General features: G+C 39.9%; 12 protein-coding genes and 1 riboswitch. Of the genes, 6 read left to right on the top strand and 6 right to left on the bottom strand.

Going from position 1 to position 13,073, the window contains the following annotated elements; translation table 11 throughout:
- Positions 1–82 precede the first annotated feature (82 nt).
- Positions 83–1,531 carry an o-succinylbenzoate--CoA ligase gene (locus tag BN988_RS07200; protein WP_036574610.1) on the top strand — a complete coding sequence of 483 codons (1,449 nt, stop codon included), beginning with the start codon at positions 83–85 and terminating at the stop codon, positions 1,529–1,531.
- A gap of 70 nt (positions 1,532–1,601) precedes the next feature.
- Here the strand turns inward: BN988_RS07200 and BN988_RS07195 are convergent, their stop codons facing one another.
- A complete protein-coding gene (locus BN988_RS07195; RefSeq protein ID WP_036574607.1) occupies positions 1,602–2,615 on the bottom strand; it encodes an NAD(P)/FAD-dependent oxidoreductase in 1,014 nt (337 codons plus the stop codon).
- A gap of 497 nt (positions 2,616–3,112) precedes the next feature.
- Between BN988_RS07195 and BN988_RS07190 the strand changes: the two genes are divergently transcribed.
- The 4 genes from BN988_RS07190 to ytkD all read left to right on the top strand — a co-directional run bounded on the left by BN988_RS07190 (position 3,113) and on the right by ytkD (position 5,774).
- Positions 3,113–3,940 carry an ABC transporter ATP-binding protein gene (locus BN988_RS07190; protein ID WP_036574604.1) on the top strand — a complete coding sequence of 276 codons (828 nt, stop codon included), beginning with the start codon at positions 3,113–3,115 and terminating at the stop codon, positions 3,938–3,940.
- Between the two features lie 213 nt (positions 3,941–4,153).
- Entirely contained in the window at positions 4,154–4,474 is a 321-nt protein-coding gene (locus BN988_RS07185; protein ID WP_036574602.1) for a hypothetical protein, read from the top strand.
- Positions 4,475–4,721: 247 nt separating this feature from the next.
- The gene (locus BN988_RS07180) at positions 4,722–5,270 is read left to right on the top strand and encodes a hypothetical protein (protein ID WP_051557733.1); all 549 of its coding nucleotides are present in this window, start codon (positions 4,722–4,724) and stop codon (positions 5,268–5,270) included.
- 36 nt (positions 5,271–5,306) lie between these two features.
- Positions 5,307–5,774, top strand: a complete 468-nt coding sequence (gene ytkD, locus BN988_RS07175; RefSeq protein ID WP_036574599.1) for an RNA deprotection pyrophosphohydrolase — start codon at positions 5,307–5,309, stop codon at positions 5,772–5,774.
- A 427-nt stretch (positions 5,775–6,201) separates the two neighbouring features.
- On the opposite strand, the gene BN988_RS07170 is transcribed toward ytkD, so the two are convergent.
- The 4 genes from BN988_RS07170 to pckA form a co-directional block, all read right to left on the bottom strand.
- Positions 6,202–7,005, bottom strand: a complete 804-nt coding sequence (locus tag BN988_RS07170) for an ABC transporter permease (RefSeq protein WP_036574596.1) — start codon at positions 7,003–7,005, stop codon at positions 6,202–6,204.
- Positions 7,006–7,024: 19 nt separating this feature from the next.
- The gene (locus BN988_RS07165) at positions 7,025–7,804 is read right to left on the bottom strand and encodes an ABC transporter ATP-binding protein (protein WP_036574594.1); all 780 of its coding nucleotides are present in this window, start codon (positions 7,802–7,804) and stop codon (positions 7,025–7,027) included.
- Positions 7,805–7,817: 13 nt separating this feature from the next.
- On the bottom strand, positions 7,818–8,807 hold the full coding sequence (locus BN988_RS07160) for an ABC transporter substrate-binding protein (protein WP_036574591.1): 990 nt from the start codon (positions 8,805–8,807) through the stop codon (positions 7,818–7,820).
- A gap of 160 nt (positions 8,808–8,967) precedes the next feature.
- Complete coding sequence (pckA, locus tag BN988_RS07155) at positions 8,968–10,557, bottom strand: phosphoenolpyruvate carboxykinase (ATP) (RefSeq protein WP_051557857.1); 1,590 nt, start codon at positions 10,555–10,557, stop codon at positions 8,968–8,970.
- Between the two features lie 198 nt (positions 10,558–10,755).
- Positions 10,756–10,862: riboswitch (SAM riboswitch) on the top strand.
- A gap of 296 nt (positions 10,863–11,158) precedes the next feature.
- Between pckA and metK the strand changes: the two genes are divergently transcribed.
- Positions 11,159–12,361, top strand: a complete 1,203-nt coding sequence (metK, locus tag BN988_RS07150) for a methionine adenosyltransferase (protein ID WP_036574585.1) — start codon at positions 11,159–11,161, stop codon at positions 12,359–12,361.
- Between the two features lie 118 nt (positions 12,362–12,479).
- On the opposite strand, the gene BN988_RS07145 is transcribed toward metK, so the two are convergent.
- On the bottom strand, positions 12,480–12,995 hold the full coding sequence (locus tag BN988_RS07145; RefSeq protein ID WP_036574583.1) for a gamma carbonic anhydrase: 516 nt from the start codon (positions 12,993–12,995) through the stop codon (positions 12,480–12,482).
- Positions 12,996–13,073: the final 78 nt, after the last annotated feature.

The raw sequence follows: 13,073 nt of genomic DNA, 5'->3' as shown, positions 1-13,073 counted from the left end.
TTTTCTTTAATGCTTAGCTTCTTGCAACTAAGCGAAGTAACTGCTCGAAGCTACTCTTTATTAAATGAAGGAGGGTACATCCATGAGTACGACAATTCCTCACTGGTTGTCAAAACAGGCAGAACTAGCTCCTGATCAAACAGCAATCGAATTACCAGATGGATACTCCATCACGTTTAACAAGTTAAGGCAGGAAAGCCAAATATATGCTAAAAAACTCGCAACACTAGGTGTTGAAAAAGGAGCACATATTGGCATCCTCTCCGAAAACAGCCTCCAAATGATGATTGCAATTCATGCGCTAAGCTACATAGGAGCTGTTGGGGTACTGCTCAATATACGTCTCACTGCTTCTGAATTAAATTTCCAATTGAAAGATGCTGATGTGTCTATTTTGCTAACGTCTGACACCCAACAGAAAAGGTCGGACACATTGGAAGTGAGAACGGCAGTGCAATTAAATGAAGTGGAAGCATTTATGGAGAGTGCCGTCTCTTTAGTTGAAGAAATTCATTTAGATGACCTTTTCACCATCATGTATACCTCTGGAACTACTGGTTTCCCAAAAGGTGTGATGCATACGTATGGCAATCACTGGTGGAGTGCTATTGGTTCAGCTTTAAACCTTGGTGTGGAAAAGCAGGATAAGTGGCTTGCTGCACTACCTATATTCCATGTAAGTGGCTTTTCCATTCTTATCCGTAGTGCTGTTTACGGCATGCCTGTATATTTATTGGACAAATTTCATGCAAATATAGTACACGATGCAATCATGTATAAGGGAGTTACCACTGTTTCTGTTGTAACAGTGATGCTACAGCAGCTTTTAGAAAAGCTTGGAGAATCTGAATACCCCAATACCCTGCGTTGTATGTTGCTAGGTGGAGGACCAGCGCCAGAGTCCCTGTTGCTAAAGGCAAAAGAAAAGCATGTGCCGGTATTTCAGTCATTCGGTATGACGGAAACTGCTTCACAAATAGTTACATTAAGCGAGAAGGACGCCTTACAAAAAATTGGCTCTGCGGGTAAACCGCTATCTCCAGCCCAACTTAAAATTAATCGCCCAGATCCTGATGGAGTAGGTGAGATCCTTGTAAAGGGCCCCATGGTGACAAGAGGGTACTTTGAAAATGAAGAGGCAACAAATAAAGCGATACAGGATGGTTGGTTGGCAACAGGAGACCTTGGTTATGTCGATAAGGAAGGCTTCTTATATGTAGTGGAGAGAAGAACTGACTTAATTATATCAGGTGGGGAAAATATTTACCCTTCAGAAATTGAGAGTGTCCTTTCAGCGCTAGACGGTGTAAGAGAAGTCGGCGTTACAGGAAAACCAGATACTGTCTGGGGGAGTAAACCTATCGCTTTCCTTGTTGTTCATGAGTCTATTACGATAGAGCAAGTCGAGAATTATGCGAGGGAAAAGCTGGCCTCATACAAAGTCCCGGTTTCATTCCATTTTGTGAATGCACTACCAAGGAATGCTTCAAACAAATTACAAAGAAATAAATTATTGAATCTTTTAGATTGAACAATACAATGGGAGGCCTACCTAAAATGAAGGAAGGCCTCCCATTTTTATGAAGATAACTAGCTCTATACTATTTTTTACCCAATAATGGCTCATGATTAGTTGAATAAAGCGGCTTTAGTTCCTCTTTTGGTGAAATATGAAGCTTCGCACTATTGACAGCGATTGGACCATCGTGAAAGCCGCCAGCAATTAAATTCAACTTATGAGGGTAATTGGATATGTCCCCAACTGCAAAGATGCCAGGTATATTTGTTTCCATTTTTCCATCTACTACGATCGTGCCATCTTCCATCTTAAGACCCCATTCTGAAATGGGACCGAGATCAATCTCAAACCCATGGTTCACAACCACACTGTCGACAGGGAATTCCTTTTGGCTGCCACTTTCCGTATGGGCAATAGTTGCTGAGGACACAAAACCGTTCTCCCCCGATAAACTAGTAAGTTGATAGGGCTGATATACATCAACTGAGGAACTCATCATTTTACTAATATTACGTTCTATTCCTGAGAAAGCAGACTTCCGGTAAACCACGGAAATGCTATTTGCAATTCCCACCAACTCATTCGCCCAATCTATAGCTGAATTACCTCCACCGGAAATTAATACATTTTTTCCTTCGAAGTCGGTCATTTTTCTAATGGTATAATGCAAGCTTGTCCCTTCGTAATGAGTAGCTTCAGGTAATGCAAGCTTCACGGATTTTAGACTTCCAAACCCTGTTGCCAGGATAACAGTCTTCGTTAAATGCTTCGCTCCGTTATTGCTTGTGAGCAAGATGTGTCCGCTTGGCTGTTTTTCCATATGCATAACCTGTTCGTTCAGTACGATTGTTGGGTCAAAGGTTTTAGCTTGATCTATTAATTGCTCTGTAAACGCCTCTCCAGTGATCCTGGGGATTCCCCCGATATCATATATAACTTTTTCAGGATAGAAATAAGGTACTTTTCCTCCAAGAAATGGCAAGAACTCAATTACTTTCGTTTTCATCTCGCGCATCCCACTATAAAATGCGGTGAACAATCCCACTGGTCCCCCGCCAACTATGGTAACATCATATAATTCTATATCCTGTGGCATGATTCAGCCCCCTGTGGTTAATTTGCTTTGATATGTCCTCTATTAGGTTATTAAAATTAACGATAATTATCAAATATAGATCCTTATAATGATAAAGTGAAACTTCAATCAGTAGGGGTTTCATTCTTCCCCTACTGATTGTTAGTTGAACCAACCGGGATAAATGGAGAATGGAATAATGCAAAAAGCGGGACATATTTTAAGAAAGTACCATCGCAGAATGACTAGAAAGGGTCCGAGATTATTGTGCAATGCGTAGTCAAATTCAATTAAATTTATCAAGTAAAGAAATAAGTATTACATTTCTATATTTGCCATTAGAGCTACCAAAAATGTACGTTTCGTGTCTAGTTTCTACTTTAATCATTGAAAATCATTCTCAAAGACATTGACGAAATCGGAAAAACCCAATAAACTGTATGTAATACGTAAAATCAGGAACGTACCAAAAGTAAGTGATATACGATTCGGAGTAAGATGTAGAGGGAGAGATTCCAATGCAAACATTAACCGCAAATGATTTAACACTCGGCTATGGCGAGGATATAATAATAGATGATTTAAATTTAGCTATACCAAAAGGCGAAATCACCGTCTTTATTGGTGGGAATGGCTGTGGGAAATCCACCCTGCTGCGTTCATTAGCCAGGCTCCTTAAGCCAAAAGGTGGCGGAGTTGTATTGGATGGAGAGGATATTGCCAAGGTTGGCACAAAGGATGTAGCAAAAAAACTTGCTATCCTTCCACAAAGTCCTGTCACTCCAGAAGGCTTGACCGTGAATGAACTTGTGAAACAGGGGAGACATCCATACCGTGGTTTTCTAAAGCAATGGTCTAAGGATGATGAAGAGGCGGTTTTCAATGCGCTTCAATCGACAAATATGCATCATTTGAAGGATCGTTCGGTTGATTCCCTTTCAGGTGGGCAACGCCAACGTGCTTGGATTGCGATGACATTAGCGCAAGAAACAGATACAATATTGCTAGATGAACCAACAACCTATTTAGATATGACCCATCAAATCGATGTACTCGATTTGTTATTCGACCTTAATGAGAAAGATGGACGAACAGTGGTGATGGTGTTGCATGATTTAAATCTGGCATGTCGCTATGCTCATCATATTGTTGCAATTAAGGATAAAAAAGTTTTCGCACAAGGTAAGCCGGAAGAAATAATCAATTGTAATCTTGTTCATGAAGTTTTTGAAATGATGTGTGACGTTACATTTGATCCAAGATTCGGGACTCCAATGTGCATTCCTCATGGAAAAGGCAGATGTATATTTGCTCAAGGAAAAAACCAGACTACTGCAGTCAATTAAAGATAAGACCTATCTTCTACGGAATGATAGGTTTTTTGTTTAGAATGGATGTTTTTATCGATACATAGTGAAGACCAAAAGCTTGTAAATCCGTACATACATGTTAGCGAATTGTAGTGTTTTACGTATCATCTTTTGTTGATCGCACTTTTCTTGCCTACTTCATACATGCTTCCTTATGATTTGTGACAGATTACAAATAGGAGGTGCGTTATGGAGAAGAAGAAGTTTTATATTAACGTTGGTGCAGGAGAGATCTCGCAGGAGAAATTTAATAACAATGAAGAATTTATTATCCACGCTACAGAGGATGAAGTTGCGGTTTTACGAGACAAGTTTAATCTTATGCATGAAGCCGGAATAAAGACGTTCTTTCGGGCTCATGTACCAATTAACCCCTATCATAATGATAAATCAAATGATTTTTATGATGATGAAATGACGCAAGCCTATCGCATGATTCACCAATTAGGGGAGCCAGAAACAAAAGCGCATATTGAACAAATGGGCATTTTGACTGATGGGCATATGTAAGCTTTAGCAGTTTGGATTGCAAATAAAGAGGGTTGCAGTATGGTTTTTGCTGCAGCCTTTTTGATATGTTAGGGAAATATAATATCTCGGCTAGGGCGTAATTACGATGTATAAAATAGTCGACGTTCCAAGTTTATGAAAAGGGAGACATTGCTGTGAGACGAATGAATCCTTATTTTTAACTTTTTTAGGTTTATCTCTAGGTGATAAATGGAATAGTATTACAGACCCCTAGAGGAGGCTTTGTATGAGAAAATTAGTTCAAATGACCCTTATTACAATAGTGACACCCGTACTCATTTTATGTAGCATACTTATGACGGAAGACAAGCCAGCAGATCCAGTAACTGCTTCGGCTAAGTCCCACCAAATTTTAAATAAGCAACAGACATCTAAAACGTCTCCACAACAGCCTGAATTAAAGGAAGAAAAAGTGAAGGAATTGACGCAGGCTTTTATGAATACTTTAGTTCAGGACGCAGACGAATCATATAGGGTAAAGAATATGGATTCAAAGGCCGAGTTGCTTTCTGCTTTTGAATCGGTTGCAGTCGAAGAAATGGTTGAACCGTATGTTTCTTTTTATTTTGAGGAAAAACCAGATGGTCTCTATATTCTGCCAACGGAGACACCTCCTTGGTTTATAGCAGAAAACCCATATGATATGGTACAATTAGATAATGACCTTGTTAAAGTTAAACAACAAAATGAAACAGCATTACATGGTGCGTACACAATTGAATTCGAATTTGTTTATGACAAACAATGGAAAATAGGAAATGTCACTATTTCTTAAGATTATTATAGATAGTAAATGAAGGTAGTTGAAACGATGTTTACATTCAAAGATTATTACAATAATGAGGTGAAGCTATCCTTTCAAAACCAGCCTTTTTCAAATGATCCAAGGCATGTCTGGGTTATTTGCAAGTATCAAGATAAATGGTTGCTTACTAAACATAAAGAAAGAGGTTTGGAGTTCCCTGGTGGTAAGGTTGAAGAGGGAGAAACAGCCGAACAGGCAGCTGAACGAGAAGTAATGGAAGAAACAGGTGGATTGATTACGCAATTACACTATATTGGACAGTATTATGTTTATGGTAAAAGGGAGCATGTTGCAAAAAATGTTTATTTTGCGGTAGTAGATTCTTTGCTTCCCAGAAAAACGTATTATGAGACAGAAGGCCCTAAGCTATTAGACGCTTTGCCTAACAATATAAGGCAAAGTAAGGCATTCAGTTTTATTATGAAAGATGACGTCTTGTATCATTGTATCGAATACATAAACATTACATTATAAAAAAATCGCCTATCTTATAATAGGCGATTTTTTTGTTGTCTAGGGAATTATAAAATTCGTAAGCTGTGGATAACAAAACAACTGAAGTAGCCACGTCTAGCTCCAGCACCCAGATACTAGGCGACTTCACATAATCGCCCTACGATAAAGAAGACTTGCCGACTGGTGAAGACCAGAGGCCTAGTCGCACTTATACCCGAGGGTGAAAAGAAGACTTGCCGACTGGTGAAGACCAGAGGCCTAGTCGCACTTATACCCTTGTGGTGAAAGTCATCATCGGTTCCTCAATTAAGGTCGGTCGACTAAAAACGTCCTTGCCGGCCAACGCCGACATACCCTTTTGCAGGGGCATGATTCCTTTATCTCAGTTGATTCGCTCCACTCGCTACGTTTCTAAACGGGCGCTTGCGCTTTTTTTCATTAGGTTTCACTTTATGAGCCATCCCTCTAATTTTTCCACGACCTTATACATAATTGCCGCAAAGATAGCAATAAGTACGAGACTTGAAAGAACAAGTGAGAAATCAAAAACTTGAAAGCCATAAATAATTAAATATCCCAAGCCTTGTTTTGCGACAAGAAATTCCCCTACAATTACACCAACCCAGGAAAGACCTACATTTACTTTCAACGTCGAGATCATAGCAGGAAGGGTGGCGGGAAATATCGCTTCTTTAAATTGCTGCCACCGTGTTGCTCCAAAGCTTTTCAATACTTTTTCATAATTGGGGTCTACCTCATTGAAGGCGTTATAAATAACTAATGTCGTGATGATAACTGAAATGAGTGCTCCCATCGCAATAATGGAAACATAACCCGTACCAAGTGCAACGATTAAAATCGGTCCCAAAGCAACTTTGGGCATGGCATTCATAATAACAAGGTATGGATCCATAATTTTAGAAAACCTTTTAGAAGACCATAAAACACTCGCAAATAATATACCGACAAGTGTGCCTATAATAAACCCGGCAATCGTTTCAAATAAGGTTATCTGAATATGTTTTACCATGGAGCCATCTGCAATATTAGAGAAAAGAACATGGATAACTTCTGAAGGAGAACTGAAGAGCAATGGATCAATCCAATAGAATCTGCTGGCAAACTCCCAAAATCCGATAAAAGCAAGTAATAGGAGCAGCTGCCATGTGATAACAATTCTCTTTTCTCTTTTTAATTTATATTTATGCCGTTGAAATAACTGATTATCTGTATTTGTTTCGGGCGCCATTCTCTTCTCTCACCACCTTTCATTCTGCAGGGTTCCCTTCTTTATCTTCCAGTTCCTCCCATACTTTATCAAATAGCATTTGATATTTAGGGTGTTTGCGTACAGTAAAAGGAGCTTCCTGTCGTAGTTCGATCGGAACTTCAAATACTTTTGAAATCATTCCAGGATTGGCTTCCATCACAAAGATTCTGTCCGCCATAGCAATTGCTTCTCCAATATCGTGTGTTACAAGGATAGCTGTTTTGTTGAACGCTTTTAAAGTAGTAGACACAAGGTCTTCAAGCTTAAGTTTAGTTTGATAATCTAGTGCAGAAAAAGGTTCATCAAGAAGTAAGATTTTCGGGTCGTTAAGTAATGTTCTTACGAGTGCGACTCGTTGGCGCATCCCACCTGATAACGAACCTGGGTAATCGTCTGAAATGCCAGTAAGTCCTACTTGTTTTAACAACATTTCCGCTTTCGTACGAATTGCTGGGTCAGTACTGCGGTGTATCTTAGGGCCAATCATCACATTTTCAAGAATAGTCTTCCAAGGAAACAAGTAATCTTGTTGGAGCATATAACCAATAGCTTTATCCGTCGGCTTTATTGGCGTGTTCTCGAGAAAAACATGCCCTGAAGTATGCTCTACAATTCCTGCTATAATGGAAAGAAGCGTTGATTTTCCGCAACCGCTAGGACCAAGTAACGCGACGAATTCCCCTTGTTTAATGGAAAGAGAGATATCCTTTAAAGCTTTCGTATAACTACTTGCTGAAAAATAATGGTGGGTTACATGATCTAATGTGAGAAATGACATTTGACCATCCTCCCTAATCATTGATAATTTCTTCTGCAATGGTTGTGTTTACTAGATCTTCATATGGAATATCAGCTGGAAGTTCTCCTGCTTCCTCCATAATAGCTTTCAAGTTATCCCATTCTTCTTTATCAAGTATTGGATTTGTAGCAAAAGATTGCTGCCCCTTGTATCTCTCAATAGAGGATGCTAATAAATCAAGTTCTGTATCCTCGAAATAAGGCTTTATAACACTGGCAATTTCCTCTGCGCTATTTTCTTCAACCCACTGCTGTGCTTTGTAAACAGCACGAGTGAATTTTTGTACTTCTTCCTCATTTTCATCAAGGTAGCTTTGCTTGGTCATAAAGACGGTGTATGGTACATTACCGGATTCTTCTCCAAAAGAGGCTACAATATGTCCATTGCCTTCTTTTTCGAATGTGCTTGCTGTCGGTTCAAATAATTGAACATACTCTGCATCTCCTGAAACGAAGGCACCAGGTATGTTAGCAAAATCAATGTTCTGCTGAAGATCTAAATCATTTTTGGGATCAATGCCATGATTCTTTAGCACAAATTCACCAACCATTTGAGGCATACCGCCTTTTCGTTGCCCTAAAAATGTACTACCCTTTAAATCTTCCCACACGAAGTCAGGTTTTGGTTCTTTCGCCACAAGAAATGTGCCATCTGTCTGTGTTAACTGAGCAAAGTTGATTACCGGGTCCTTTGAGTTTTGTGCGTATACATAAATGGATGTTTCCGAACCGACCAATGCAATATCAGCTCCGTCGGAAAGAAGTGCCGTCATGGTTTTATCGCCGCCCCATGTCGTCTGTAGTTCTACATCCAACCCTTCCTCTTCAAAATAACCCTTTTCCAACGCGACGTATTGTGGTGCATAAAACAAGGACCGAGTTACTTCAGTAAGCTTTATGGAGGAAGTGCTGCTTTGGTTGCATCCGAGCAAAATGAGTGGCAATAAAGCTACTATCAGCGTCATTTTAATTAACTTTTTCATTTTATTTGACCCCCCTTAGTTTAAGTAGATAGGTATGTCAAAAACATTTTATGCGTTCGCCTAAAATGTGTGAAGGCCTAAGACTTATGTGCATAAAAAAACGGCCTCTTTTTTGAGGCCGCTGAAAAAATCATATAAAAATCTTTCATAAAAATAATAGTTACATGTTATTTCGGTAATTAGGTCCAGCTTGCTTAATCGCATTACTAGCTTCTGTGAACTTTTCAAAATTTCTGTGGAACTTCATTGCAAGTTCCTCCGCTGCTTTTTGATAATCTGCAATGTTTGCCCATGTATTGGCAGGAACTAAGAGCTGCTCAGGTACACCTGGAACATGGTATGGAATCTCTAATCCGAATATTTCATCAAGAATAGTTTTTGTTTTATTTAATTCGCCTTTCAGCGCTGCATATACCATTGCTCTTGTGTAGGATAATTTAATACGTTCGCCACCATTACCGTATGAGCCGCCAGTCCAGCCAGTATTTATCAAGAATACAGTCGCCGAATGCTCCTCAATCTTTTCGCCAAGCATTTCTGCATAGACAGAAGGGGGGAGCGGCAAGAATGGAGAACCAAAGCAGGCCGAGAATGTTGCTTGGGGTTTAGTCACTCCTCGTTCAGTTCCAGCAAGTTTGCTCGTGTAACCACTGAGAAAGTGATACATCGCCTGTTCATTCGTTAATTTACTAATCGGCGGCAGGGTCCCAGAGGCATCTGCAGTTAGAAAGATAATGGTATTTGGATGGCCTGCAATACTTGGGACCATAACGTTTTCCATATGTTCAATAGGATAAGCAGCCCGTGTGTTTTCCGTTAGGAACGTATTGGAATAGTCTGGTGTATCATTCTCACAATCAAGCATGACATTTTCCAAAACGGAACCAAATCGTATGGCATTATATATTTGTGGTTCTTTTTCTTCTGAGAGATTAATGCATTTAGCATAACAACCGCCCTCTATATTGAATATACCATTATTACTCCATCCATGTTCATCATCCCCGACTAATTTTCTGTCAGGGTCAGCGGATAGGGTTGTTTTGCCTGTTCCAGATAACCCAAAAAACAAAGCGACATCTCCCTCATCTCCAACATTGGCAGAACAATGCATGGGAAGAATATCTCGTTGTGGTAACAGATAATTCATCACGGAAAAAATTGATTTCTTTATTTCGCCCGCATATTCTGTTCCCCCAATTAGAATGACTCGCTTTTTAAACGAAATAACAACAAACGTTTCCGAATTAGTACTTTCAGTATTAGGATCTGCAAAACACCCCGGTGCAGATAGGACAGTGAATTCTGCTTGGTGGTTGGCGAGCTCTTCCTCTGTTGGTGTAATGAAAAGCTGCCTTGCAAACAAGCTGTGCCAAGCATATTCGGAAACTACTTGGATCGGCAGGCGAGAGCCTTCATCTGCCCCAGCAAATCCTTTAAATCTATATATTTCTTTCTGCTTTTTCAAGTATTCCGTTGTTTTTTTGTATAATTTTTCAAATGCATCCTCATCAATTGATTGGTTGACTTGACCCCAATCGATCTTAGTCTCACTAACTGCGTCACGAACAATAAATTTGTCTTTTGGAGAGCGGCCGGTATATTTACCAGTGGTAGCTCTAATCGCACCTGTGGAAGTTAGAACTGCTTCCATTTTTGCTAAGATTATCTCGATAAGTCGTGGGACAGATTCATTCTCCAGGATTGGAGTATGCTGCTCTAATTCAGTACACGGATTTTTTTCTACCATTTTCACTTCACTGCACCTACCTTTGGTAATGTGTTGTATTACGTTGCTTTAATGTGATTATTAGTATAACACATTTGACTAAATAGTCCATACTAAATATCTAATCTAATCATATGAAATTTTCGCAAACCTTGTTACGAACCAAAAATAGTTGACATGTCAGTTCTCATTCGATAAGCTAAATTTCGAGCGGATACTCTCTTATTCAGAGTAGGTGGAGGGACAGCCCCGATGAAACCCAGCAACCATCACATCGGTGAAAAGGTGCTAACCTGGTGCAAGGAAATTTCCTTGAACAATAAGAGCGAAAGGCTGATAATCCTTTCCTCATTACTGAAGGAAGGGCTTTTTTTATAAAAAAATTGCAAAGATGTCTAGCTCCGATCGCCCAGAAACTATGCAACTTCGCTACTCTCCCTACGATAAGTCATTATCGGTTCGCAAGCTTACCGTAATTCCTTTATCTCAGTTGAGTTACTCCAGTCACTACGTTTCTAAACGGGCGTTCTGCGCTTTTCTTGTAATAAAAACCTTTGTTATGAAATAGCAAAACTTGATGAACAGAGATCCGTAACAGAAACCAAAAGGAGGATTAAGCACTATGGCTGCTAATCGTCGTTTATTTACTTCAGAATCGGTAACAGAAGGGCATCCTGATAAAATATCTGATCAAATTTCAGATGCAATTCTAGATGAAATTTTAAAGAAGGACCCATATGCGCGTGTTGCTTGTGAAACAACCGTTACAACAGGTTTGGTGCTCGTAGCGGGGGAGATTTCTACAAGTACGTATGTAGACATTCCGGCTATTGTAAGAAAAACGATTAAAGAAATTGGGTATACACGTGCAAAGTATGGCTTTGATGCAGATACATGTGCCGTATTGACTGCAATTGATGAACAATCTGCTGATATTGCCGGAGGTGTTGACGAGGCACTAGAGTCACGCCAAGGAAAAATGAGTGATGAAGAGATTGCTTCTATTGGAGCAGGGGACCAAGGACTTATGTTTGGTTTTGCTTGCGACGAAACGGAGGAACTCATGCCATTACCTATTTCACTTGCACACAAATTGGCGAAGCGTTTGGCTGATGTAAGAAAAGAAAAGGTATTAGATTACTTGCGTCCAGATGGGAAAACGCAGGTAACTGTTGAATATGATGAACAAGATCAACCAGTAAAGGTAGATACGATTGTTATTTCTACACAGCATCATCAAGATATTACAACAGAGCAAATCGAGAAGGATTTAATTGAACATGTTATTCGTCCAGTCGTACCAGAGAATCTTTTGGATGAAGCAACGAAGTATTTTATTAACCCAACAGGCCGTTTTGTAATTGGTGGACCACAAGGAGATGCTGGGTTAACTGGTAGAAAAATAATTGTGGACACGTATGGGGGATATGCTCGTCATGGTGGTGGAGCATTTAGTGGGAAGGATTCAACGAAAGTGGATCGATCCGCTGCTTATGCTGCACGTTATGTTGCGAAAAACATAGTAGCTGCAGAACTTGCCAAGACTTGTGAGGTACAACTAGCCTATGCTATTGGTGTAGCTGAACCTGTTTCAATTGCAGTAAACACATTCGGAACAGGAAAAGTGTCTGAAGAAGCGTTAGTGCATGCAATACGCAAACTGTTTGATTTACGTCCAGCTGGAATTATCCGTATGCTTGATCTACAGAAACCTATCTTTAAGAACACGGCAGCATATGGTCATTTCGGAAGAACAGATATCCTCTTCCCTTGGGAAAAGACAGATAAAGTTGTAGAATTAAAAGCATTGATGGAGAATAAGTAGAAAAAGATCAAGTATAAAAGCCGAACGGACATCGGAAATGATGAGGTACCTTTTAGGGAACCATCTATTTTTTCGAAATCCGTTCGGCTTTATGTATACCTTCATTAGATTGCTTTCTCTAAAGGGTGGTATGTGCTTTGTAATATTTCCCTTTTTCCACATATGATTTTCGAATTCGATCCATTTCTGCGAGGTCCTCTTCCGTTAAGTTCCGTATTACTTTGGCAGGTCTCCCAAGCGCTAGCGTATTGGGGGGGATTTTCTTGCCTGGAGGGACAAGGCTTCCAGCACCGATAAATGCACCTGTACCAATTTCTGCACCATCCAGAATGATGGATCCCATTCCAATTAATGCTTTTTCTCTAACGATTGCAGAGTGTAGGGTGACCTGATGCCCCACTGTTACATCATCTTCAATAACTAAAGGCATTCCAGGACTTTGGTGCAGCATAGATAAATCCTGAATGTTTACGCGTTCCCCGATTCGAGTAGGTGCCACATCCCCGCGAATGATCGTCTTAAACCAAACACTGCTTGATTGATTTATCTCCACATCTCCGATAATAGTAGCGTCTTTTGCAATAAATGCTGTTTCATGAATTACGGGCTGCTTATCTTGATATTGATGAATCATTTGAATCCTCCTCCATAATATGGTGATATAATTAGTATAGCAAAAAATCCACGCTTAAACTGACTGAAGGAAGGCAGA

Source organism: Oceanobacillus picturae (assembly GCF_000612865.1).
Taxonomy (GTDB): domain Bacteria; phylum Bacillota; class Bacilli; order Bacillales; family Amphibacillaceae; genus Oceanobacillus_B; species Oceanobacillus_B jordanicus.
Note: the sequence above shows the minus strand (reverse complement) of the source record. Positions and strands in the feature narration are given on the sequence as shown.

Excerpts from the sequence above, each read along its gene's own strand:
- BN988_RS07200 (WP_036574610.1), top strand. The coding sequence starts at position 83 with ATGAGTACGACAATTCCTCACTGGTTGTCAAAACAGGCAGAACTAGCT.
- BN988_RS07195 (WP_036574607.1), bottom strand. The coding sequence starts at position 2,615 with ATGCCACAGGATATAGAATTATATGATGTTACCATAGTTGGCGGGGGA.
- BN988_RS07190 (WP_036574604.1), top strand. The coding sequence starts at position 3,113 with ATGCAAACATTAACCGCAAATGATTTAACACTCGGCTATGGCGAGGAT.
- BN988_RS07185 (WP_036574602.1), top strand. The coding sequence starts at position 4,154 with ATGGAGAAGAAGAAGTTTTATATTAACGTTGGTGCAGGAGAGATCTCG.
- BN988_RS07180 (WP_051557733.1), top strand. The coding sequence starts at position 4,722 with ATGAGAAAATTAGTTCAAATGACCCTTATTACAATAGTGACACCCGTA.
- ytkD (WP_036574599.1), top strand. The coding sequence starts at position 5,307 with ATGTTTACATTCAAAGATTATTACAATAATGAGGTGAAGCTATCCTTT.
- BN988_RS07170 (WP_036574596.1), bottom strand. The coding sequence starts at position 7,005 with ATGGCGCCCGAAACAAATACAGATAATCAGTTATTTCAACGGCATAAA.
- BN988_RS07165 (WP_036574594.1), bottom strand. The coding sequence starts at position 7,804 with ATGTCATTTCTCACATTAGATCATGTAACCCACCATTATTTTTCAGCA.
- BN988_RS07160 (WP_036574591.1), bottom strand. The coding sequence starts at position 8,807 with ATGAAAAAGTTAATTAAAATGACGCTGATAGTAGCTTTATTGCCACTC.
- pckA (WP_051557857.1), bottom strand. The coding sequence starts at position 10,557 with ATGGTAGAAAAAAATCCGTGTACTGAATTAGAGCAGCATACTCCAATC.
- metK (WP_036574585.1), top strand. The coding sequence starts at position 11,159 with ATGGCTGCTAATCGTCGTTTATTTACTTCAGAATCGGTAACAGAAGGG.
- BN988_RS07145 (WP_036574583.1), bottom strand. The coding sequence starts at position 12,995 with ATGATTCATCAATATCAAGATAAGCAGCCCGTAATTCATGAAACAGCA.